The sequence below is a fragment of the Streptomyces sp. NPDC052101 genome, assembly GCF_040680235.1.
In the GTDB taxonomy this organism is placed as follows: Bacteria; Actinomycetota; Actinomycetes; order Streptomycetales; family Streptomycetaceae; genus Streptomyces.
On record NZ_JBFAWH010000003.1, the window covers coordinates 405,062 to 428,339 of the forward strand.

The 23,278-nt window shown below is 70.7% G+C and carries 21 protein-coding genes; 10 read left to right on the plus strand and 11 right to left on the minus strand.

What is annotated here, in order from left to right:
* The first annotated feature begins 121 nt into the window (after positions 1-121).
* Both AB0L75_RS09175 and AB0L75_RS09180 read left to right on the plus strand, forming a co-directional pair.
* A complete protein-coding gene (locus AB0L75_RS09175) occupies positions 122-2,368 on the plus strand; it encodes a fructose-specific PTS transporter subunit EIIC (protein ID WP_365177500.1) in 2,247 nt (748 codons plus the stop codon).
* A 118-nt stretch (positions 2,369-2,486) separates the two neighbouring features.
* Positions 2,487-2,738, plus strand: coding sequence for a hypothetical protein (locus AB0L75_RS09180; protein ID WP_365177503.1), 252 nt, complete (start codon positions 2,487-2,489; stop codon positions 2,736-2,738).
* A gap of 74 nt (positions 2,739-2,812) precedes the next feature.
* On the opposite strand, the gene AB0L75_RS09185 is transcribed toward AB0L75_RS09180, so the two are convergent.
* The 4 genes from AB0L75_RS09185 to AB0L75_RS09200 form a co-directional block, all read right to left on the minus strand.
* Entirely contained in the window at positions 2,813-3,559 is a 747-nt protein-coding gene (locus tag AB0L75_RS09185) for a DUF6227 family protein (RefSeq protein ID WP_365177506.1), read from the minus strand.
* Positions 3,560-3,728: 169 nt separating this feature from the next.
* The gene (locus tag AB0L75_RS09190) at positions 3,729-4,946 is read right to left on the minus strand and encodes an Ig-like domain-containing protein (RefSeq protein WP_365177509.1); all 1,218 of its coding nucleotides are present in this window, start codon (positions 4,944-4,946) and stop codon (positions 3,729-3,731) included.
* A 199-nt stretch (positions 4,947-5,145) separates the two neighbouring features.
* Positions 5,146-6,171 (minus strand): P1 family peptidase, encoded by a 1,026-nt coding sequence (locus AB0L75_RS09195; protein ID WP_365177512.1) that lies wholly within the window; start codon positions 6,169-6,171, stop codon positions 5,146-5,148.
* Positions 6,172-6,208: 37 nt separating this feature from the next.
* A complete protein-coding gene (locus AB0L75_RS09200) occupies positions 6,209-7,447 on the minus strand; it encodes a low temperature requirement protein A (RefSeq protein WP_365177515.1) in 1,239 nt (412 codons plus the stop codon).
* A 168-nt stretch (positions 7,448-7,615) separates the two neighbouring features.
* Here AB0L75_RS09200 and AB0L75_RS09205 point away from each other — a divergent pair, with 168 nt between their 5' ends.
* Entirely contained in the window at positions 7,616-7,792 is a 177-nt protein-coding gene (locus AB0L75_RS09205) for a hypothetical protein (RefSeq protein WP_365177518.1), read from the plus strand.
* A gap of 18 nt (positions 7,793-7,810) precedes the next feature.
* On the opposite strand, the gene mscL is transcribed toward AB0L75_RS09205, so the two are convergent.
* The 6 genes from mscL to AB0L75_RS09235 form a co-directional block, all read right to left on the minus strand.
* Positions 7,811-8,269 carry a large conductance mechanosensitive channel protein MscL gene (gene mscL / locus AB0L75_RS09210; protein WP_365177521.1) on the minus strand — a complete coding sequence of 153 codons (459 nt, stop codon included), beginning with the start codon at positions 8,267-8,269 and terminating at the stop codon, positions 7,811-7,813.
* Positions 8,270-8,407: 138 nt separating this feature from the next.
* On the minus strand, positions 8,408-9,067 hold the full coding sequence (locus AB0L75_RS09215) for a hypothetical protein (RefSeq protein ID WP_365177524.1): 660 nt from the start codon (positions 9,065-9,067) through the stop codon (positions 8,408-8,410).
* Positions 9,068-9,289: 222 nt separating this feature from the next.
* Entirely contained in the window at positions 9,290-10,123 is an 834-nt protein-coding gene (locus AB0L75_RS09220; protein WP_365177527.1) for an S-methyl-5'-thioadenosine phosphorylase, read from the minus strand.
* 99 nt (positions 10,124-10,222) lie between these two features.
* Entirely contained in the window at positions 10,223-10,522 is a 300-nt protein-coding gene (locus tag AB0L75_RS09225; protein ID WP_365177530.1) for an FmdB family zinc ribbon protein, read from the minus strand.
* A 196-nt stretch (positions 10,523-10,718) separates the two neighbouring features.
* Positions 10,719-12,023: an MFS transporter gene (locus tag AB0L75_RS09230; RefSeq protein WP_365177532.1), complete on the minus strand. Its 1,305-nt coding sequence runs from the start codon at positions 12,021-12,023 to the stop codon at positions 10,719-10,721.
* 277 nt (positions 12,024-12,300) lie between these two features.
* On the minus strand, positions 12,301-13,887 hold the full coding sequence (locus AB0L75_RS09235) for a potassium/proton antiporter (RefSeq protein WP_365177535.1): 1,587 nt from the start codon (positions 13,885-13,887) through the stop codon (positions 12,301-12,303).
* Positions 13,888-14,073: 186 nt separating this feature from the next.
* On the opposite strand from AB0L75_RS09235, the gene AB0L75_RS09240 reads away from it, so the two are divergent.
* The gene (locus AB0L75_RS09240; RefSeq protein ID WP_365177538.1) at positions 14,074-16,908 is read left to right on the plus strand and encodes a penicillin acylase family protein; all 2,835 of its coding nucleotides are present in this window, start codon (positions 14,074-14,076) and stop codon (positions 16,906-16,908) included.
* 115 nt (positions 16,909-17,023) lie between these two features.
* On the opposite strand, the gene AB0L75_RS09245 is transcribed toward AB0L75_RS09240, so the two are convergent.
* Positions 17,024-17,605, minus strand: coding sequence for a 5-formyltetrahydrofolate cyclo-ligase (locus AB0L75_RS09245; RefSeq protein WP_365177540.1), 582 nt, complete (start codon positions 17,603-17,605; stop codon positions 17,024-17,026).
* 133 nt (positions 17,606-17,738) lie between these two features.
* Between AB0L75_RS09245 and galU the strand changes: the two genes are divergently transcribed.
* From galU to glpR, 6 genes are all read left to right on the plus strand, one after another.
* Positions 17,739-18,650 carry a UTP--glucose-1-phosphate uridylyltransferase GalU gene (gene galU / locus AB0L75_RS09250; RefSeq protein ID WP_365177543.1) on the plus strand — a complete coding sequence of 304 codons (912 nt, stop codon included), beginning with the start codon at positions 17,739-17,741 and terminating at the stop codon, positions 18,648-18,650.
* On the plus strand, positions 18,647-19,969 hold the full coding sequence (gene glp / locus AB0L75_RS09255; protein WP_365177546.1) for a gephyrin-like molybdotransferase Glp: 1,323 nt from the start codon (positions 18,647-18,649) through the stop codon (positions 19,967-19,969). The genes galU and glp overlap by 4 nt, the downstream gene beginning before the upstream one ends.
* 129 nt (positions 19,970-20,098) lie before the next feature.
* Entirely contained in the window at positions 20,099-20,578 is a 480-nt protein-coding gene (moaC, locus tag AB0L75_RS09260) for a cyclic pyranopterin monophosphate synthase MoaC (protein ID WP_365177549.1), read from the plus strand.
* Positions 20,575-21,075 carry a MogA/MoaB family molybdenum cofactor biosynthesis protein gene (locus AB0L75_RS09265; protein WP_365177552.1) on the plus strand — a complete coding sequence of 167 codons (501 nt, stop codon included), beginning with the start codon at positions 20,575-20,577 and terminating at the stop codon, positions 21,073-21,075. The genes moaC and AB0L75_RS09265 overlap by 4 nt, the downstream gene beginning before the upstream one ends.
* Before the next feature lie 20 nt (positions 21,076-21,095).
* Positions 21,096-21,815: a GNAT family N-acetyltransferase gene (locus AB0L75_RS09270; RefSeq protein WP_365177555.1), complete on the plus strand. Its 720-nt coding sequence runs from the start codon at positions 21,096-21,098 to the stop codon at positions 21,813-21,815.
* Positions 21,816-21,988: 173 nt separating this feature from the next.
* The gene (gene glpR, locus AB0L75_RS09275) at positions 21,989-23,245 is read left to right on the plus strand and encodes a gephyrin-like molybdotransferase receptor GlpR (protein WP_365177557.1); all 1,257 of its coding nucleotides are present in this window, start codon (positions 21,989-21,991) and stop codon (positions 23,243-23,245) included.
* The last annotated feature ends 33 nt before the right edge of the window (positions 23,246-23,278 follow it).

A 23,278-nucleotide genomic window follows, 5' to 3' on the forward strand; every position in this document is an offset into this window, starting at 1 on the left:
CCCCCAGGAGGCGGGGTTTCCCCGGCCCCGCCTCCCGCCCGACCTCCCTCCCCACCGCACTCCCCGTTCCCCTTTTCGCCCGCTCCTCCCCCCGGGCGATACGCGTGCATAGGAGCCCGCGATGAGTGACATGATCACCGCGGACCTGGTCGACCTCGACCTGTCCGCCGACACCAAGGAAGCGGCGGCGCGCGCCCTCGCCGAACGCATGGTGACCCAGGGCCGGGTGACCGACCTGGAGGGCTTCCTCGCCGATGTGGCCGCCCGAGAGGCCCAGATGCCGACCGGACTCGACGGCGGCATCGGCATCCCGCACTGCCGCAGCGCCCACGTCACCGAGCCGACCCTCGCGTTCGGCCGCAGCACCGCAGGCATCGACTTCGGTGCCGCGGACGGCCCGGCCGACCTGATCTTCCTGATCGCGGCCCCGGCCGGCGCCGACGACGCCCACCTCACGATCCTCTCCTCACTGGCCCGGCAGTTGATGAACGCCGAGTTCACCTCGGCGCTGCGCGCGGTGACCGACGCGGAGACGGCGGCGGCGCTGATCCGCGGGGACGAGACACCGAGCGCGGCGCAGGCGCAGGCGCCGGCGGCGGTCTCGGGGGAGGGCGCGAACACGGAGGTGCGCGCGGGCGCGGGCGGCTCGGCGGGCGCCGGGAGTGCGGACTTGAGCGCAGGCGCGAACACCGCGGCCGACGCTGCTCAGGGCGCTGCGGGCGCCTCCGAAGACACCGCTGCGGCGCCGGTGGCGGCCTCCGCCGGCGCCGCGGCGGGCACTACGGCGCAGGAGTCGGGCGCATCCGCTCCGGCGCAGACGATCGCAGGGGGCGCCGGCTCCGCCTCGGACTCCGGCGAGCGCCCCTTCCGTATCGTCGCCGTCACCTCCTGCCCGACCGGCATCGCGCACACCTACATGGCAGCCGAGTCCCTGGAGAACGCGGGCCGTGAAGCGGATGTCGAACTCGTCGTCGAGACACAGGGCTCGGCCGGCTTCACCCGGCTGGACCCGGCGGTGATCGCGGCGGCCGACGGCGTGATCTTCGCGCACGACGTCCCCGTGCGCGACAAGGACCGCTTCGCCGGCAAGCCGACCGTCGACGTCGGAGTGAAGGCGGGCATCAACCGGGCCGCCGAACTCATCACGGAGGTGCGCGGGAAGGCGTCGCGCGGCGAGACGAGCGCCCCGGCGCACGCGTCGGGCAGCACGCCGGTGGAACGCGCGGGCGACTCCACCGAGGGATACGGCACCAAGCTCCGCAAGTGGCTGATGAGCGGCGTGAGCTACATGGTTCCGTTCGTCGCCGCGGGCGGCCTCCTCATCGCCCTGGGCTTCGCGATCGGCGGCTACAAGATCAACAAGGCGCCGTCGGTGATGGACCACTTCGTGTGGACCCAGGCCGACAGCTGGGGTGCCCTGCTGTTCCAGATCGGCGCAGTGGCCTTCGGCTTCCTGGTCCCGGTCCTGGCCGGCTACATCGCCTACGGCATGGCCGACCGGCCCGGCCTGGTCCCCGGCTTCGTGGGCGGCGCGATCTCGCTGACCATCAACGCGGGCTTCCTCGGCGGCCTGGCGGCCGGTCTGATCGCCGGTGGCGTGGTGATCGCCATCCAGAAGGTCAACATCCCGGCGGCCCTCCGGGGCATCATGCCGGTCGTCGTGATCCCGCTGATCTCCTCGGCGATCGTCGGATTCCTGATGTTCGTCGTCATCGGCAAGCCCATCGCCACCGCCCAGAAGGGCCTCACCGACTGGCTGAACGGCCTCACCGGCACCAACGCGATCCTGCTCGGCGCCCTCCTCGGCCTGATGATGTGCTTCGACCTGGGCGGCCCGGTCAACAAGGTCGCCTACACCTTCGCCACCGCCGGCATCGCGGTCTCGAACCCCAGCGACTCCGCGATGAAGATCATGGCCGCGGTGATGGCGGCCGGCATGGTCCCGCCGCTGGCGATGGCCCTGGCCACCACCGTACGCGGCAGGCTGTTCACCCAGACCGAGCGCGAGAACGGCAAGGCCGCCTGGGTTCTCGGCGCCTCCTTCATCTCCGAAGGCGCGATCCCGTTCGCCGCGGCGGACCCGCTGCGGGTCATCCCGTCCGCCATGGTGGGCGGCGCGCTCACCGGCGCCCTGTCGATGGCCTTCGGCGCCACCCTGCGCGCCCCGCACGGCGGCATCTTCGTCGTCCCGCTGATCGGCAACCCCTTCCTCTACCTCGTCGCCATCGCGGCCGGCGTCTGCGCCACCACGGCCCTGGTCGTCTTCCTCAAGGGCATGCGCAAGCAGACCCCCGAGAGCCCGGCCACCGACCCCGCCGCGAGCACGGCCACCCCGACCAAGGAGACCAAGCAGCCCGTGGCGGCCTGACCAACGCCCCGCCCCGCCGCACCTTGTCCCTTTAGTTCGCTGTGAGTTGTTCACGGCACCTGCGAGATACGTCACGGTCCGGGACCAAAGTCCCGGACCGTGGTGTGTACTGGGACGCATGCCTGAGCACGCTCCGACACTCCAGCTGATCGGCGTGGCCGTCCTCGCTGTGGCCGCCGTCGCCTGGCTGGTCGTCCTGATGCGCCTGCTGCGCCGCACGGCGCCCCAGGCCCCGCCGCAGCGCATCGCCGCCGCACTGTCGGCCCTGCCGCACCAGAGGCGGGTAGGCCCCGCGCTGGAGTCCGTCGAGCTGACCCCCGCCGAACAGGACGCCTTCGCCGGCCTGGCACGGCAACTCGCCAACGGCTGACGGCGAAACGGCACCCGAACCCCCGAAGCGCCCTTCGTACCGGGCGCGCACCACCGCGTGCTAGTGCCCCGGCACTACCCCTGCCGCGCCGCGCGCCGTTCCATGGCGTCCCGGGCCGCGTCCTCCGACATGTACACCTCGCACATGTGCCGCCCGTCGGGCGTCGCCGTGTGCTCGACCTCCCACAGGGAGACCTCGCTGTCGTCCGGCAGCAGGAACGCGTGCTCGTACAGCGCGTAGCTCAGTCCCGCGCGCCCGGCGCGCCCCGGGCGCCCGAACGCCTGCGTGATCTCGTGCGCGGTCGCCGTCGCCAGCAATGCCGCCGTCTCCGCGCCGGGACGGTCCGGGTTCTCCGCGCGGCGCAGAAGCCGACGCGCGTGGTCCGCCGAATCGTCCGAGGCGAACACGTGCCGAGGCTCCGCAATCGCCCACAGCCGCATCAGCGAGGGCAGCTCGAACTCCGGTGTGTCCGGCGGCAACCCGAGCCGTGCCGTGGCCGTCTGCAGCTCCTCCTCGTCGACGTACACCTCGTGCTCCGGGGCTCCGCCCGGCGTGGGGTTGTGTACGAGTTCCCACAGCGTGACCGCGCAGCCGTCGGCGAGCAGCCAGGTGTGCCGGTATGTCTCCCGGTGCAGCCCCGCGCTGTGGTACGCCGAGTGCAGCGAACTGTCGTGCGCCAGCGCGCAGTCGAGCTGCCGTATCACTTCGTCGGGCAGCTCGAAGGAGTTCAGGGCACGGCCGAGGAGTCGCGCGAGATGCTCCTCCGGAGACTCGGGCGACTCGGCTGATTCGTACGCTGCTGTCTCGTACGGAACGCTCAAGGCATCTCCCGGCGTTGCTGCATGTCACCTTGTGGGTGCATACCGTAGCCCCTCGGTCGGACATCGTGTCCTGGAACCGAGAAAACGTACGCCGGGAAAACGCGCGGGCCGCGCGAAAAGTTCCCGCGCGGCCCGGCTCGGCGTCAAAGGCTGCCGTAAAAAACGCCGTTCAGACGGCACTTCCGGCGGTCCAGGCGCTCCACGACATGTTCCAGCTGTTGAGTCCGTTGTCCGGGGCGACCGTCGTGTCGGGGGAGTTCTTCACGATCACGACGTCCCCGACGAGCGAGTTGTCGAAGAACCACTGGGCCGACGTCGCCCCCTGCGCGCCCTGCACATCCGCGAGGCCGATGCAGCCGTGGCTGGTGCCCTGCCGGCCGAAGGGCGGGTTGCCCTTGTTGTACCAGTAGTTGCCGTGGATGAACGTCCCCGACGACGTCAGCCGCATCGCGTGCGGCACGTCCGGGATGTCGTACTCGCCGCCGAACCCGACCGTCGATCCGTTCATGCGGGTCTGCACGAACTTCTCGGCGATCACCATCTGCCCGTTGTACGTGGTGTGCTCCGAGCTGCCCGCGGAAATCGGCACCGACTTGATCGTCTTGCCGTCCCGCACCACCGTCATCGTCTGCGTGTTGACGTCGACCGTGGAGACCTGGGACCGCCCGACGGTGAAGGAGACGGTCTTCTTCTGCACCCCGTGGACGCCCTTCGCGCCCTCGACCCCGTCCAGGTCGATCTTCATCGTGACCTTGGAGCCGGCCTTCCAGTACTCCTGCGGCCGGAAGTCGAGCCGCCGGTCCCCGAACCAGTGCCCGACCACCTGCTGACCACCGCTGGAATCGACCGTGATGTGCGACTGCACGGCCTTCTTGTCGGTGATCGACTTGTCGAACGTGAACGACACCGGCATGCCCACCCCGACCGTGGCGCCGTTGTCCGGCGTGTAGGTGCCGATGAAGCTGTTCGCCGAGGTGACCGTGGTGAAGATGGAGTTGGCCGCCGCGGTACGCCCGTCGGCGTCCTTCGCGGTCGCGTCTATCTCGTACTTCGTCCCGCGCTCCAGCTGCTGCTTCGGCTTCCAGCTGCTGCCGTCCGCCGACATCGCCCCGGCCACGGCCTGCCGCGTCCCCGCCACGGTCATCTTCACCTCGGTCAGCCTGCCGCTGCTGACCTTCACGCCGGTCGCGTTGATGGACGCGCCGGTCGAACCGTCCCTGGCCGAGATCGCGATCTTCGCCGTCGATGTCTTGGGGGAGTCCTTGCCGCCCTTGCCGTCGCTGGTGGCATCGGCGCTGCCACCGCAAGCGGTCAGGGTGAGGGCGCCGACCAGCAGGGCGGCACCGGCGGCCAGTGCGCGCCGCGCTGTGATGTCCGGCGTTGTCACGGGCTGCTCCATGTTCATGTGATGTGCGTGATCCGTTCCAGTGCGTGGGGAAAGAGGGCACTGGAGACAGGGGAGGTTCCCACCCACTCCCGTGAACGTCATTACGTGACAAAACCGCGACAATTCGAACCCGGCGGGCGGGTGCACCCCGGCCCACGGCACACCGCCGCCCCAACACGGCCCGCTGCGCCGACCACCGCTACCGCGCCCCGTACAACTCCCTGTACGACGGCCACGCCCCGCCCGGCCCGTCCACCGACTCGGCGGCGCGCACCCCCCGCACGATCGCGCGCGTCACGACATCCGCGCCGGCGGCGAGGATCTCGTTGAGCTGCATGGGGTGCTCGGCGAGTGAGCGCGCGCCGGTCGCCAGCGCGAACACGGTGTCCCCGTCGTGCATGAGGTGCACCGGCCGTACGGCACGCGCGATCCCGTCGTGCGCCGTGCCCGCCAGTTTCTGAGCCTGCGCCTTGGAGAGCTTCGCATCGGTCGCGACCACCGCCAGCGTCGTGTTGAGCGGAGGTGGCGCGTTCCTGGCGGCGGCTTCGTCGAGGCGCCGGCGCGCGGCCTCGTGCACGCGCTCCTCCGGATACTCCACCCGCCCCTGACACAACTCCCCGTACAGCGACCCCGTCTCTGGTTCGATCACTGACCCCGCGGCGTTCACAACCGCCAGCGCGGCCACGGTGGTCCCCGAGTCGAGCGTCGTGCTCGCGGTGCCCACTCCGCCCTTGATCCGTCCCGCCACGGCGCCCGTGCCGGCCCCGACGCACCCCTGCGCCACCGGAGCGCCCGGCGCACTCGCCGCCGCGGCCGCCACGGCCGCCCGTCCCGTCTCAGCGTCCGGCCGCGCGCGGAACTCTCCGCCGCGCCCCAGATCGAAGACGCACGCGGCGGGCACGACCGGCACGACGTGCGCCGGGTCCGGCCCCACCCGCACGCCGCGCCGCTGCTCCTCCAGCCAGGCCATCACGCCGGACGCCGCGTCGAGCCCGTACGCGCTGCCACCGGTCAGCACCACCGCGTCGACCCGGTCCACGACGTTGCGCGGATCGAGCGCGTCGGTCTCCTTGGTGCCGGGGCCGCCGCCGCGTACGTCCACAGCGACGACCGCACCGCCGTCCGGGGTGAGGACGACCGTGGTGCCGGTGAGCCAGCCGTCCCCGGTGCGCGTGGCGTGCCCCACCCGCACCCCGGCGACGTCCGTGATTGCGTCAACTGTCATGGACGCCAGTTTCGCCCCTCCAGGCGCCCAGGAGGGCTCAGTCGGCCGACGTGGTGGCGCCCACCGCGCGCTCCCGGCCGACCATGTGCGCCGTGAGCGTCACTCCGGTCGCGACCGCGGTCGCGGACACGAGCCCCGCCGCGAGCACCGCCCAGTCGCCGAGGAACGTGCAGCAGATCACCAGTAGCGCCGTCACCGGCAGTACCAGCTGCTGGGCGATGCCGACCTTGAAGTGCCGGGAGTGGAGCGCCCAGACGGTCAGCAGGTACAGCGCCGTCGGCAGTGTCACCGCCGCCGACGCGGACAGTGTGGAGATGTGGGCCTTGCCGACCGCGTGTTCCACGGCGACCTCCAGGCCCGCGCCGATCGCCGCCGCCGAGGCGAAGATCAGGTAGTGGCCGTAACCCCAGAGGAACGCCTGTCCGTTGGAGCGCAGGTGGCCGTGGATGGGCACAACGAAGTAGATCCACCACGCGGAGAAGACGATCAGGAGCCCGCCGGCCGCGATCGGCAGCAGCTCGCCCAGCGCGTTGTGCTCGTCCACGGCCGACTTCACAGCGACGGTGGCCGCGGCGACCGTCTCGCCGAGCACGATGATGGTGAACAGGCCGTACCGCTCGGCGATGTGGTGCGGGTGCCACGACGTCGCATGGCTCCTCTCGGCGAACAGCGGCACGCACATCTCCGCGATCGCCATCACGAGGAACACCCAGGGCCGCGCGGGCCCGGGCAGCAGCAACAGCCCGAGCCAGCCGACCTGGCAGAGCAGGACGCCGCACGCGTACCGCAACGCCATGGTTCTCTCGGCGCCCTCGGCCGATGCGGCGGCTCTCAGCCACTGTGCGGCCATCGCCAGCCGCATGATCAGGTAGCCGAGCCAGACCACCAGGTAGTCGTGGTGCTGAAAGGCCTGGGAGATTCCGGCGGCCAGCACCAGGACGCCGGCGATCTGCACCAGGGTGACGACCCGGTAGAGCCCGTCGTCGTTGTCGTACGCCGAGGCGAACCAGGTGAAGTTCATCCAGGCCCACCAGATCGCGAAGAACTGCATGGCGTAGTTGAGGATGCCGCCGCCCGAGTGCCCCTCGGTGACGGTGTGCACCAGTTGCACACCCGCCTGCGCGATCGCCACGACGAAGCACAGGTCGAAGAAGAGTTCTAGCGGGGAGGAGACCCGGTGCGTCTCGTCGCGCCCGCGCGCGGTGAGCCGCCGCAGCGGTCCGGACGACTTCGGTGCGCCCGAGGGGGCGGGCGCCGGAGCGGAACTCGACGTCATGCCTCCCAGGACAGCAGAAAACCGCCCCAATATCTTGTGAACGGCTTCACAATCAAATGAGGGTCCAAAGTCCTGAACGAATCCCGAGGTCAGCGGGCGCTTCTTCGGGCCCCCGCACCCGGCGGGCACTCCGTCCGGTCGTCCCGGACGGGGCCGTACTCTTGAGGCATGAGCACCGCCCCCGAATCCGAGCCCCGCGACCCGAAGCCCGCGCTGGTCTTCGACGACCCGCTGGAGCAGCAGTCCTCGGACGACACCGATCGCGGCTGGGGCGAGCGCAGGGACGGCGACAGCGCCGCCGACCTGAAGCGCTTCCTCGACGAGAAGCCGCCCCACCACCTCTGAGCCGTCCGAGGAGCGCGGCTAGCGTTCGTCGTGCCCGGACCCGCGCTGTGCGATCAGGGCGTCGCGGATCTCCTTGAGGACCTCCAGCTCGGTCACCTCGATGACCTCCTGCGTGCCCTCGCGCGCCTTCTTGCGGGCCTCCTGCCGGGCCAGGTACTTGGACATCGGCAGGACCATCAGGAAGTACACCACCGTCGCCGTGATCAGAAAGGTCAGGGTGGCACCGAGCACAGAGCCCCACATCAGCTGGATGCCGTGGGTCCCCTTGCACGAGTTGCTGAGACACGTGCTGTAGTCGTCCAGGCTCTGCGTGCCGATCGCGCCGACCAGCGGGTTGATGACCCCCTTCACCACCGAGTTCACGATGTTCGTGAACGCGGCGCCGATGACCACCGCGACTGCCAGATCGACGACGTTGCCGCGCATCAGGAAGGCCTTGAAACCCTGCCAGACGCTCGGTTTCTGCTTCGCGCTCACCTAGGGGACTCTCCTCGCATGCGCAGGGTGCGGAACAAAACGCTCCGCAACCTACGCCACGGTGAGGCCGTTGTGTCCAGTTCCCTTGCCCGATCCAGCGAATGGACAGCAAGCCGCCGAGAAAGCGCGCGAGTCGGTTCAGCACAGCGTCACCGCCAGGCGTGCCGTGGCGCTCGCACCGACGAGCCGTGCCGCCATGGCACGCGGCACCGACAACACGACCAGCGCGCCGCTCTCCGCTGTGCCGTCCAGTGGCTCGGGCACCTTGGTCACCCGCACCCCGCGCGCGAGTACCCGGGCGATGCCACCGGCCGACGCGTCCTCGGCCGCGATGACGTCGACGCGATCGCCGGGCCGTAGAAGCCGGACCGTGGCCGCGTCGGCGATCCGCACCGGCGCCGTCACCGTCTCCACGGCCGTGTGCCGGCGTACGGGTTTCGTGACCGGGTGAGCACGCGCCTGCTCCGCGCGGTGCGGTTCGAGGGCCGCGCGCGGCCCCGCCGCGACGAGCGCGGCCGCGGTCACCGCGAGGCCGGCCGCGATGGCCCGTCCGCGGTGCCGCACGAGCCGCCGCAGCTGATACCGCCCGCCGCGCACACGCACCGGAGGGAACTGCGGGACCTCGCAGGTCGCCGGGGCGTCCGTTCCCAGCGGACGCGGGAGCCGGAGCTGAGGCGAGAAGGGAGAGCGGGTGGGCGAGGGGGCAGGGCGAGAGCGCGGAGAAGGTGGAAGTGGGGGAGAGGGCCAGGGCGAGGTCGGGGACGGGGACGGATGGGAGGACGACGAGGACCGAGGCATGGGAATCACCGCCTGCGACGAGGAATTCGGCTTGCGATGCCACGATGAGGCCTCGCGTCGAATCCCGCCGGAGCCGGTGGATCAGGGCCGGGCTGTGGACAACTCGCCCACTCGAACGGGGAATTCCGCAGGGTTGTCCACCGGCTCGTCCTTCATTCGTCCACAGGGTGCCTATTGGCGGAATGCTTGTTCACGGCACCCCGGGACCTTTTGGCGAGTGGGCTACGGCAGCTCGAAGCCCGGATCCATTCCGCCGAGCGCGTTCATGCACGGACACTCCCGCGCCCTGGTCTCGGGCAGTGCCGCTACCGCGTCGAACAGCACGCCGCGCAGCCGGTCCACGTTGGCCGCGAACACCCGCAGCACTTCTTCGTGCGAGACGCCCTCGCCGGTCTCGGCACCGGCGTCCAGGTCGGTCACCAGGGTCAGCGAGGTGTAGCACAGCTCCAGTTCCCGGGCGAGCGCCGCTTCGGGATGACCGGTCATGCCCACGATCGACCAGCCCTGCGCCTGGTGCCACAACGATTCTGCGCGCGTCGAGAAGCGCGGCCCCTCGACCACGACCAGCGTGCCGCCGTCCACCGGTTCCCAGTCCCGCCCCCGGGCGGCCTTCAGGGCGACCGTCCGTCCGGTGGGGCAGTAGGGGTCGGCCATGGACACGTGCACGACGTTCGGCACGGTGCCGTCGGGCAGCGGCAGCCCGTCGAAGTACGACTGCACCCGGGACTTCGTACGGTCCACGAACTGGTCCGGCACCAGCAGTGTGCCGGGGCCGTACTCGGGCCGCAGCCCGCCGACCGCGCAGGGGCCGAGCACCTGCCGTACGCCGACGGAGCGCAGCGCCCACAGGTTGGCGCGGTAGTTGATGCGATGCGGCGGCAGGTGGTGGCCGCGACCGTGCCGGGGCAGGAAGGCGACCCGCCGGCCGGCGATCTCGCCGAGGAAGAGGGAGTCGCTGGGCGGACCATAGGGGGTGTCCACCTGGACCTCGGTCACGTCGTCGAGGAACGAGTAGAAGCCCGAGCCGCCGATTACGCCGATCTCTGCGTTCGCCATGACCAGCACACTAGCGGGCGGCGCAACAGCGGGGGATCGGGTGCCGGTGAGCGCCGAAGGCCCTGCCGTCGTACGACGGCAGGGCCCAGGGCGGAGATGTCAGGCCGCGGAGCTGCTGGCGGAACTCGACGAGGACGGCTTCGCATCGGACGAGGAGGAGCCGGTCGACGAGGAGGACGTCGTGCTCGACGGCTTCGACGCCGGGCTGCTGCTCGACGTGGAGCCGCGGGAGTCGTTGCGGTAGAAGCCGGAGCCCTTGAAGACGATGCCGACCGCGGAGAACACCTTCTTGAGGCGGCCACTGCAGCTGGGGCACTCGGTCAGGGCGTCATCGGTGAACTTCTGCACCGCCTCGAGGCCCTCGCCGCACTCGGTGCACTGGTACTGGTAGGTCGGCACTGTCTTCCTCCTGGCACTCTCACTCGGTGAGTGCTAACGATCGTCCATATTAACCCGTGCGGCCGACGAACGGAGTAACGTACGTCACCTGCCCACGGGCAGCGGTCAGGGCTTGACCGTCATGAGGGCCTTGTGCCCAAGTGAGAAGCCGCTTGGCGGCGGAGTCACAGTGACGTATTCCTGGGAATTCGACACGTCACATCTCACCGATCGCGGCAGGCTCGCGATGGGCCGCGCCGCGCGTGATCACCTTGGTCGCGCGCGGCGGCACCAGCCGCGAACGCAGCGCCCCCAAGACCAACAGCGCGAGCACGGTGCCGGCCATCGGCACCAGGAACCCGGCGCCGTCCCACAGCCGGTCCTCCAGCTGTCCGGCGACCGTGACGGCGGCCGCCTGCCCCAGCGCGACCGCGCCGGTCAGCCAGGTGAAGGCCTCCGTGCGGGCGCCCGGCGGGACCAGGCCCTCGACCAGCGTGTAGCCGGTGATCAGCGCCGGCGCGATGCACATGCCGACCAGCAGGCCGAGCCCGGCGAGCAGCAGTACCGAGTGCGCCGTCCACAGGGCGGACGCGATGATCGCGAGCGCCGTGTAGCCGACGACCAGGCGGCGCTGGGGGGCGGTCTTCCAGGCGATCGCGCCGCAGACGATGCCGGACAGCATGTTTCCGGCGGCGAAAACGCCGTACAGGACGCCGTTGAGGCCGGGCTCGCCGATCGACTCGGTGAACGCCGCCAGCGACACCTGCATGCCACCGAAGACGGACCCGATACCCAGGAAGGTCACGACCAGCACGCGCACGCCCGGAACGCGCAGTGCGGAAACCTGCTGCACGCGCGCGTGCCCGCTCGCCTCGGTCACCGGCGGCTGGGTGCCCTTCTGCGCGGCGAACAGCAGACCGCCGACGAGGGTCAGCGCGCCCTCGGTGATCAGGCCGGCCGCCGGCGCCACGGTGGTGCACAGCGCGGTCGCCAGCAGCGGACCGAAGACGAAGGTCAGCTCGTCCGTGACCGACTCGAATGCCGCCGCAGTGGTCATCAGGGGCGAGCCCTGCAGCTTCACGCCCCAGCGTGCACGCACCATGGGGCCGACCTGCGGCACCGAGGCGCCGGTCGGGACGGCCGCCAGGAACAGCGCCCACAGCGGCGCGTGCGCCAGCGCGAGCGCTGTCAGGGACAGGCCGGACAGCGTGTGCACCAGAACGCCGGGGACCAGCACGGCGCGCTGGCCGTAGCGGTCGGCGAGGCGGCCGCTGTACGGCGCGAACAGCGCCATGGACACACCGGTGGCGGCCGCGATGGCGCCCGCGGCGCCGTACGAGCCGGTGGTGTGCTGCACCAGCAGCACGATGGAGAGGGTGAGCATCGCGAACGGCTGGCGCGCCGCGAAGCCGGGGAGCAGGAAGGTCCAGGCGCCGCGGGTGCGCAGCAGCTGTCCGTATCCCGGGCGGGACGAGGCCGGCGAGGTCTTCTCCGGTTCGGTGGTGGTGACCGTGGATCCCACGGCCCGTGCCTTTCTGCCGCCTGGTAGCGCGGGCCCCGTGTGGGCCAGGCGCCGAGAGCTGTCCTCTTGCGCGGACTGCGGTAGATACCGGCGCCCACTGCGGGTGGGGGCGACGCGGCCGCCATACGGTCGCGCCAGCTCTGCGTCAGGCAGAGTTGGTTCGATCAGGATGCGCCTTCATGGTACAGGGAGTACCGCCTCTCCTGTCTGTGAAAACGAGCACCATGGCCATGGCCACCTGGGAATTCATGGGGTGTGAACCCAGGGAAACATCTGCTTAACGCGAGCTGCCCGCTCCGTTCGTCCCCAGCCAACCGGCCAGCTTGCCGCCGTGGGCGACCGCGCGCAGGCGTCGTTCCGCCGCGTCGCGCACCGGGTCGGTGGCGACGACGAGCAGTTCGTCGCCCCGGCGCAGCACGGTCGTGGGCAGCGGGACGAACGATTCTTCTTCGCGGACGACGAGGGTGACGGCGGCCCCGGGCGGCAGGCGCAGCTCGCTGATCTCCACGCCGTGCATCCGGGAGCCCTCGGGGATCGAGATGGACAGCAGGTGTCCGCGTAGCCGCTCCAGGGGCGCCGACTCGATGCCGAGGTCGGCGGCCTCGCCCTGCTCGCCCAGGCGCAGCTTCCGCGCCAGCCAGGGCAGGGTCGGCCCCTGGACGAGGGTGTAGACCACGACCAGCACGAAGACGATGTTGAAGATGCGTCGGCTGCCGGTGACGCCGTTCACCATCGGGATGGTGGCCAGGATGATGGGCACGGCGCCGCGCAGTCCCGCCCATGACATCAGCGTCTGCTCCGCCCACGGCATGCGGAACGGCGCCAGGCTGAGCACCACGCTCAGCGGCCGGGCCACCATGGTCAGCACCAGCCCGATGACCAGGGCCGGCCAGACGTCGTCGCCCAGCTCGTGCGGGGTGACCAGCAGGCCGAGCAGGACGAACATGCCGATCTGGGCGATCCAGCCGAGCCCCTCGGCGAAGCCGCGTGTGGCCGGCCAGTGCGGGAGCTTGGCGTTGCCGAGCGTCATCGAGGCCAGGTAGACGGCCAGGAAGCCGCTGCCGTGTGCCAGGGCGCCGGCGGCGTACGCCGTGACGGCGATCGCCATGACCGCGATCGGGTAGAGGCCGGAGGCGGGCAGGGCCACATGCTTGAGCCCCCAGGAGCCGAACCAGCCCACCGCGATCCCTATGGCCGCGCCGATGGCCAGCTCCAGGGCTATCTCGGCCAGCAGGACGTACCAGTGCTCGACCGGGCCGGCCGTGCTGAAGGCGACGACCAGGATGACCACCGGGGCGTCGTTGAAGCCGGACTCCGCCTCCAGCGTGCCCGTCACGCGCGCGGGGAGGGGAACTCTGCGCAGCACCGAGAAGACCGCCGCCGCGTCGGTCGACGACACCACGGCGCCGATGATGAGCGCCTGCCGCCACTCCAGTCCGACCAGATAGTGCGCGGCCGCCGCGGTGACACCCACGCTGACGGCGACGCCGAAGGTCGCCAGGATCGAGGCGGACGAGAGGACCGGCCTGATCTCCTTCCACTTCGTGCCGAGACCGCCCTCGGCGAGGATCACGACCAGGGCCGCGTACCCCATGACCTGGGTCGCCGCGGCGCTGTTGAAGTGGATCTCGCCGATGCCGTCCTGGCCCATGAGGACGCCGATCGCCAGGTAGACGAGCAGGCTGGGGAGCCCGCTGCGGGAGGAGATCCGCACGGCCGCGACGGCGACGAGCAGGACCACGGAGCAGACGAGCAGGAGCTGGTTGAGATGGTGAACAGTCAGCGGCGGTTCCCTTCCTTGGCTCGCGCGCTGCGGCGCGGGCGCACGTACACAAGACCCGAGGCTGCGGCGCACCGCACCCAAGTACTTCGTTACCTTACCTAAGTCTTGACGCTTTCTTGACGCTTGTGGAGGCAAGATCGAACGCTCGTGCACGCTGGTTCCCGACTCCGCGTCAAGCGTCACAGGGCCCTGCGCCTATGGTTGCTCCAGCGCTCATTCAAAGTCACAGCCCGACCTGCCGCTCGCGTTAGGACAGCAAGGACAGCGATGCCCCCCAACACCACCGCCACAACGGGTGACAAGCCCGCCAAGTCCGGCAGGAAGAAGGGGCGCAAAGCCCGATTGGTCGTGCTGGTGCTGGTACTGGCCGTCATCGGAGGCATCGCCTACGGCGGGTACTGGTCGATCAGCACCGTCCGCGCCTCCTTCCCGCAGACCAAGGGCACGATCACGCTCGACGGCCTGTCGGGGCCGGTCGACGTCAAGCGGGACGGCAACGGCATCCCGCAGATCTACGCGTCCTCCGACGAGGACCTGTTCATGGCGCAGGGCTATGTGCAGGCGCAGGACCGGTTCTACGAGATGGACGTGCGCCGGCACATGACCTCCGGGCGCCTGTCGGAGATGTTCGGCAAGAGCCAGGTCAAGAACGACGAGTTCCTGCGCACCCTCGGCTGGGACCGGATCGCCAAGCAGGAGTACGACAGCAAGCTGTCGGCCTCCGCGAAGAAGTACCTCCAGGCGTACGCCAAGGGAGTCAACGCCTACCTTCAGGGCAAGGACGGCAAGGACATCTCCCTTGAGTACGCCGCGCTGGGCTTCACCAACGACTACAAGCCGCAGAAGTGGACCCCGGTCGACTCCGTCTCCTGGCTGAAGGCGATGGCCTGGGACCTGCGCGGCAACATGCGGGACGAGATCGACCGGGCGCTGATGACCAGCCGGCTCGGCCCGCAGCAGATCCAGGACCTGTATCCCGAGTACCCGTACAGCCGTAACAAGCCGATCGTGCAGGAAGGCCAGTACAGCCAGCTGACCAAGTCCTTCCAGCAGAGTGGCGGCACGGGCACCTCTCAGGGCACGGGCACGACGGGTACGTCCGCCACGACCGGTACGTCCGGCACGACCCGCGGCGCCACGGGCGCCTCTGGGGGGACGAAGGGCTCGACCGGCTCCTCCGCCTCGTCCGCCACCGGATCGTCCCTCACGAGCCAGCTGGGAGGCCTTTCCAGGGTCCTGGACAACGTCCCGACCGCCGTCGGCGTGAACGGCCAGGGCATCGGATCCAACTCCTGGGTGGTGTCCGGGAAGTACACCATCACCGGCAAGCCGCTGCTGGCCAACGACCCGCACCTGGCGGCGTCGCTGCCGTCCGTCTGGTACCAGATGGGCCTGCACTGCCGGAGCGTCTCCAGCAAGTGCCAGTACGACGTGACCGGCTACACGTTTGCCGGCATGCCCGGTGTGGTCATCGGTCACAACGCGAACATCGCCTGGGGCATGACCAACTCCGGGGTCGACGTCACCGACCTCTACCTGGAGAAGGTGAGCGCGAACGGCTACCTGTACGACGGCAAGGTCCGGCCGTTCAACACGCGCGAGGAGACCATCAAGGTCGCCGGCGGCGCGTCCAAGACGATCGTCGTGCGCCAGACCCAGGACGGGATGCCGCTGCTGTCCGACCGCGACGACGAACTCGTCCAGGTCGGCAGGAAGGCCGCGGTCAACACCGCCGCACCGGACCGCGGCGACGGCTACGGCATCGCCCTGAGGTGGACCGCGCTCGACCCGGGCACCTCCATGGACGCCATCTTCGCCCTCGACAGGGCGGCCGACTGGAGCGAGTTCCGCCAGGCCGCCTCCCTGTTCGACGTACCGTCGCAGAACCTGATCTACGCCGACACCGACGGCCACATCGGCTATACGCTGCCCGGCAAGATCCCCACGCGCTCCTCGCTCGACGACGGCTCCGTCCCCGCGCCCGGCTGGGACTCGAAGTACCGCTGGACCGGCTTCATCAAGCAGGACGAGCTGCCCTACGAGTACAACCCCAAGCGCGGCTACATCGTCACCGCCAACCAGGCCGTGGTCGACAAGGGCAAGTACCCGTACACGCTCACCGCCGACTGGGGCTACGGCACCCGCAGCCAGCGCATCACCGACCTGATCGAGTCCAAGATCAAGGACGGCGGCAAGATCTCCACCGATGACATGCGGCAGATGCAGCTGGACAACAGCAGCGAGATCGCCAGGCTTCTGGTGCCCAGGCTGCTGAAGATCAACCTCGACGACAAGAACGTGCGCGAGGCGCAGAAGCTGCTGGAGGGCTGGGACTACACCCAGGACGCCGACTCCGCGGCCGCCGCCTACTTCAACGCCGTCTGGCGCAACATCCTCAAGCTCGGCTTCGGCAACAAGCTCCCCAAGGAACTGCGCGTCAGCGGACAGTGCCTGTGGGTCGACAAGATCGACAGCACCGGCCCGGTCGACGACGACACCAAGGTGCGCGAGTGCGGCGAGCGCGACGCCGACCAGGCGCAGCCGGACGGCGGGGACCGCTGGTTCGAGGTCGTGCGCGTCCTGATGGACAAGCCGAACAGCGACTGGTGGAAGACGCCCAAGTCGGGCACCCGTCCCGCGGCCGCCAACATGGACCAGCTCTTCGCGCGCGCCATGATCGACGCCCGCTGGGAGCTGACCGCCAAGCTCGGCAAGGACATCGACACCTGGAGCTGGGGCCGGCTGCACCGCCTGTTCCTGAAGAACCAGACGCTCGGCACCGACGGCCCCACGGTCCTGCAGTACATCCTCAACCGCGGGCCCTGGAAGCTCAGCGGCGGCGAGGCCACGGTGAACGCGACCGGCTGGAACGCCGCCGGCGGCTACAACGTCGTCTGGGTGCCGTCCATGCGGATGGTCGTCAACCTCGCCGATTTCGACAAGTCGAAGTGGATCAACCTGACCGGCGCCTCCGGGCACGCCTTCAACGCGCACTACACGGACCAGACGAGCCTGTGGACCAAGGGCGAACTGCTGCCCTGGTCGTTCTCGGGCGAGGCGGTCGACAAGAACACGAGCGACACACTCGTCCTCAAGCCGTGAGCCTCCCCCAGCGCCTTTAAGGGCCTGGGAGACCTCCGGACGGCACGGGACGGAAAACGGCCCTCCACGCGCACGCGTGGAGGGCCGTTTCGTCGTGGGGTGTGGGGGCGCCCGGTCAGGCACTCGGGAACCGGCGCACGCCGGAGGGTGTCACCACCGCGTGCACCGGCTTGTCGTGCGCCTCCGCCGGGACGTGCGCGACGACCTCCGTGTCGTACAGCAGCACCACGAGCTGGGGGTGTGCGCCCGCGCGCTCCAGGCGGGCCAGTACGCGGTCGTACGACCCTCCGCCGCGCCCCAGGCGCATCCCACGCGCGTCGACCGCGAGCCCGGGCAGCAGGACGACGTCCGCGGCCGTCACGGCGTCCGGGCCGAGGTGTGCGCCGGAGGGCTCGAACAGCGCCATCTTCCCGCCGTGTTGGACCCGCGCGAGGGTGTCCGGGCCGGCGTATTCACCCCAGTCCAGGTCGTTGTCGGGCAGGAGCGCGGGGAGCAGGACGCGCACGCCCCGCGCGCGCAGCGCGTCCAGCAGCGCCGGCGTGCCGGGCTCGCTCCCTACGGAGACGTACGCCGCCACCGTGCGCGCACGCGCCAGCTCGGGCAGTTCCAGGGCGCGCTCCGCCAGCGCGAGGGCCGTCTCGTCGACGTCATCGTCCGTCAACCTGCTCCTCATCGAGAGGAACTCGCGCCGCAACATTCGCTTGTCAGGCTCGCCAGTGCGTCCGTCGTGTTTCACGGGTCGTTCTCGCACCCTTCTTGAATGCAGTCGTAAAGGGCCAATCAACCGGAGTCATAGTTTCCCTAGAAAGGCACCGGATAAGGTTGCGGGCATGACTCAGTCGCACCCCAGGATCAGCAAGGCTGTCATTCCCGCGGCGGGCCTCGGCACCCGGTTCCTGCCTGCTACCAAGGCCACTCCCAAGGAGATGCTGCCGGTCGTCGACAAGCCGGCGATCCAGTACGTGGTCGAGGAGGCCGTGTCGGCGGGGCTCGACGACGTCCTCATGATCACCGGACGTAACAAGCGTCCCCTTGAGGACCATTTCGACCGCAATTACGAGCTGGAATCGGCGCTCGGCAAGAAGGGTGACGCCGAGCGGCTCGCGAAGGTGCAGCAGTCCAGCGACCTGGCGACGATGCACTACGTGCGCCAGGGCGACCCCAGGGGTCTCGGGCACGCCGTGCTGTGCGCCGCCCCGCACGTCGGCCGCGAGCCCTTCGCGGTGCTCCTGGGTGACGACCTGATCGACCCGCGCGACCCGCTCCTGCAGCGCATGATCGAGATCCAGGAGGAGCACGGCGGCAGTGTGATCGCCCTCATGGAGGTCGCGCCCGAGCAGATCCACCTCTACGGCTGCGCGGCTGTCGAGGCGACCACCGACGGCGACGTCGTCAAGGTGACCGGGCTGGTCGAGAAGCCGGACCCGGCGGACGCCCCGTCGAACTACGCGATCATCGGCCGCTATGTCCTGGACCCGCAGATCTTCGACATACTCCGTAAGACCGAGCCGGGCCGCGGCGGCGAGATCCAGCTCACCGACGCCCTGCAGCAGCTCGCGACGGACGAGAAGGTCGGCGGACCGGTGCACGGTGTCGTCTTCACGGGCCGTCGCTATGACACCGGCGACCGCGGCGACTATCTGCGTGCCATTGTCAGACTCGCATGCGAACGTGAAGACCTGGGCCCGGAGTTCCGGACCTGGCTTCGTAGTTACGTAGCCGAGGAGATGCAGCAATCTTGAGCAGCGCCGCGACCCGCCCCGCCGGCCCGGACCACCTGTGGTCGGTGGACGAGCATCTGGAGGACATCCTCGAGACCGTCCGCCCCCTCGAACCCATCGAGCTGCAGCTGCTCGACGCCCAGGGCTGCGTCCTGGTCGACGATGTCACGGTGCCGGTGTCCCTGCCGCCGTTCGACAACAGCTCGATGGACGGGTACGCGGTGCGGGTCGCGGACGTCGCGGGCGCCAGCGAGGAGTTCCCGGCCGTCCTGGAGGTCGTGGGTGACGTCGCGGCGGGCGCGACCGACCCGGTCCGGGTCGGGCCCGGTCAGGCCGCCCGCATCATGACCGGCGCCCCGCTGCCGCCCGGCGCCGAGGCCGTGGTCCCCGTCGAGTGGACCGACGGCGGGCTCGGCGAGGGTCCGGTGAGCGGCATGCGGGCCCGCAGCCTGGCCCCCGAGGGCGCCGAGGGGCAGGTACGCGTGCACCGCCCCGCCGAGGCACGCGCGCACGTGCGCGCCAAGGGCAGCGACGTGAAGGCCGGCGACCGCGCCCTGGAGGCCGGGACGATCCTCGGTCCGCCGCAGATCGCGCTGCTGGCCGCGATCGGCCGCGGCACGGTACGCGTGCGCCCACGCCCGCGCGTGGTCGTCCTGTCCACGGGCAGCGAACTCGTCCAGCCCGGCGAGGAACTGGCCCATGGCCAGATCTACGACTCCAACAGCTTCGCCCTCACCGCCGCCGCGCGGGACGCGGGCGCCATCGCCTACCGGGTGGGCGCCGTCGCCGACGACGCCGAGACCCTGCGCGCCACCATCGAGGACCAGCTCATCCGCGCCGACCTGCTGGTGACCACGGGCGGGGTGAGCGTCGGGGCGTACGACGTCGTCAAGGAGGCGCTGTCGTACGTCGGCGACGAGGGCGAGGCGGGCAGCGGCGTGGAGTTCCGCAAGCTCGCCATGCAGCCCGGCAAGCCCCAGGGCTTCGGGTCCATCGGCCCCGACCACACACCGCTGCTGGCTCTGCCGGGCAACCCGGTGTCGTCGTACGTCTCCTTCGAGCTGTTCGTCCGCCCCGCCATCCGTGCCCTGATGGGCCTCACGGACGTGCACCGGCCCCGGGTGAGGGCCACCCTGAAGGCGGAAAAGGCGCTGCGCTCGCCCAAGGGGCGCCGGCAGTTCCTGCGCGGTGCGTACGGCGACGGTGAGGTGGCCCCCGTCGGCGGTTCCGGCTCGCATCTGATCGCGGCTCTGGCGCACGCCGACGCGCTGATCGCCGTCCCCGAGGACGTGGAGTCCGTCGAGCCCGGCGCCGAGGTGGAGGTCGTGCTGCTCGGCTGAGGCACGCGCGCGCGGCGGGTCCCACGGGGGTCCTGGGCCGGTGCCTGCGCGGACATGGCGGTACCGTGTCGCGCACAACAGGCCCGTGCACCGCACTGCGACGGGCCCGGACCGGGAGCGGCACACAGCATGAGTACGCAGGACGGACTGACACACATCGACGAGGCGGGCGCGGCCCGCATGGTCGACGTATCGGAGAAGGACGTGACCGCGCGCACGGCCCGTGCCAGCGGGCGCGTCCTCGTCTCACCCCGCGTGGTCGAGCTGCTGCGCGGCGAGGGAGTGCCCAAGGGGGACGCTCTGGCCACCGCGCGCATCGCCGGCATCATGGGCGCCAAGCGCACCCCGGACCTGATCCCGCTGTGCCACCCGTTGTCGGTGTCCGGTGTGAAACTGGACCTGTCGGTCGCGGACGACGCCGTGGAGATCCAGGCCACCGTGAAGACGACGGACCGTACGGGCGTCGAGATGGAGGCCCTCACCGCCGTGACGGTCGCCGCGCTCACCGTGATCGACATGGTCAAGGCGGTCGACAAGGGAGCGGTCATCACGGACGTGCGGGTGGAGGAGAAGACGGGCGGCAAGTCGGGCGACTGGAGCCGGGCATGACCTATCGGGCTCTGGTGGTCACCGCCTCCAACAGGGCTGCCGCGGGCGTCTACGAGGACAAGGGCGGCCCCTTGGTCGCCGACGGCCTGAAGGGCTTCGGGTTCGATGTCGACGGCCCCCAGGTCGTCCCGGACGGCGAGCCCGTAGAGGCGGCCCTGCGCGCGGGAGTCGACGCGGGGTACGACGCCATCGTCACCACCGGCGGCACCGGGATCTCGCCCACCGACCGCACGCCCGAGGCGACCCGCGCGGTGATCGACCGCGAGGTGCCGGGTGTCGCGGAGGCCATCCGGGCGTTCGGGCGGGAGAAGGTTCCGACCGCGGCGCTCTCGCGGGGCCTGGCCGGGGTGGCCGGGCGGACCCTGATCGTCAATCTGCCGGGCTCCACGGGCGGGGTGAAGGACGGCCTCGCCGTGCTGGAGTCTCTGCTGGTCCACGCCGTCGACCAGATCCGCGGCGGCGACCACCCCAGACCCAGTAGCGGGGGTGCGAGCTGAACAGCCCTTCCTGGCCCGTCGTGCTGGCGGACGGAGATGTCGTCCTCCGGCCGATAAGGCTGCGCGACCAGCGGGCCTGGCGCGAGGTGAACCGGCGCAACCGGGACTGGCTGCGCCCCTGGGAGGCTACCATCCCGCCGCCCACGCCGAGCGGACCGATCGCGCACCGGCCGACCTATCGCCAGATGGTCCGGCACTTGCGTTCCGAGGCCAACGCGGGCCGGATGCTGCCCTTCGTCATCGAGTACCAGGGGCGGCTCGTCGGGCAGTTGACGGTTGCCGGGATCACCTGGGGATCGATGTGCTCGGGGCACATCGGCTACTGGGTGGACGAAGCGGTGGCGGGCCGTGGTGTGATGCCGGCGGCAGTCGCGCTCGTGGTGGACCACTGCTTCCACACCGTCGGCCTGCACCGCATCGAGGTCTGCATTCGGCCCGAGAACCGGCCCAGCCGGCGGGTCGTGGAGAAACTCGGTTTCCGCGAGGAGGGGCTCCGGCCGCGTTATCTGCACATCGACGGGGCGTGGCGCGACCACCTGGTGTTCGCGCTCACCGCGGAAGAGGTGCCCGACGGGTTGCTCGCGCGGTGGAAGCGGGCACGCTCTCAGGCAGAGCGGCGCACCGGGCGCGCGGACGGTGGAGAGGGCGCGGACGGCGCTTCGGGTGCGCCGGGCGCACCCCGCCCGGCGCGCAATCCGCAGAACACGCCGGGGAATCCTTCCCAGCCCCGCAAGAATTGAATATGTGTTCGAAATTGATCGGGCGTCGACCGTCTCGGGGCATTGAATTTCGCCGCCGCGGCGGCCTGCTGATCACATCGGTCGCAAAAAAAGCTGGAAATATCAGCCAGATCGTGCGACACACCGGCCCAATTGGCGGATGGCCTCACGCAAACCCCTCTACGGTGTGAGACGTGAGCAGCAGCGGCCTCATCTACGCAGTCATTGTCGGGGCCTGGGCCGCCTACTTGGTGCCGATGTGGCTCCGTAGGCAGGACGAGCTGAACGAGGCCCGTCCGACGGAACGCTTCAGCACCGCCATCCGGCTGCTGTCCGGAAGGGCGGGAATGGAGCGCCGGTACGCCAAGGACCTGCGGGCGCGCTCCACCCAGGAGGGGGAGCCGGACGCCGGCGATCCGGACGCCGTCACCGACTCGGTGGACGTCCGGGCCTTCGCCATGCCTCCGACCCGCCGTCAGGTGCGCGCCGAGGAGGAACCCCAGGCGTCCGCGAGGACCGAACCGGCACGCGAACAGGCCGCCACCCCGGCGCCCAAGTCCGCGCCCGCAGGGCCGAAGTCCGTGCCCGTATCCGGTTCCGCGCCCGCGTCCGCACCCGGTTCCGCGCCGGCGTCGAAACGGGTGCCGTCCGCGCGGCGGAGCCCGTCTTCGCAGGCGGCCGCAGCGCGTGCCCGGCGCTCGAAGGTCCTTGCGCGCCGTAGGCGCACCACCGTGTTGCTCTTCATCGTCTTCACGCTGGGCGCCGTCGTCACTGCCGTCGGCGGGCTCGCCTTCCTGTGGGTGCCCGCTGTGCCGGCCGTGCTGCTCAGTGCGTACATCGCGTATCTGCGCTCCCAGGAGCGCCGTCGCTTCGCCTACCAGATGGACCGGCGGAGTGCCGAGGTCGCGGCACAGCGGCTGCGGGAGCGGGAGCGCCAGCCGCGTCGGCGCGCGCCCCTGGACGCGAGCCCCGGCGCGGACGAACCGGAGGATGCCTCGGAGGCCGAGACGGACAGCGGTCTCGCCGCGCTCGCCGCGGACCGGCGCGCCCTGGTCGAGCAGACGGACCATGCCGAGTGGGTCGACCAGCAGCGCGAACGGCAGCGGCGGCCCGGCGGGGACAGCTGGGACCCGGTGCCGGTACCCCTGCCGACGTACGTGACCGCGCCGGTCGCGCCGCGCGCCACGTCCGACGTGGATCTCGGGGCGCCCGACACATGGAGTTCGGCGCGCTCCAGCTCCGTCGCCCCGGAGGCCGAGGCGGACGAGCGGGCGGCCGCGTCCGGAGGCAGGCCGGCGGACGGCCGCGGCGACGGGCTCCCTCATGCCCGCACGCGTTCGCGCGGGGGGACCTCCGGCGGAGCGTCCGCTCGCCGGGCGCGTGAGCGCGGCCGCACGCCCCTCTTCGATCAGTACGAGGACGGCGACCGCCCGCGCGCGGCCAACGAGTGACCCCGCCCCACCCTCCCCGGCGTGACCAGTGAG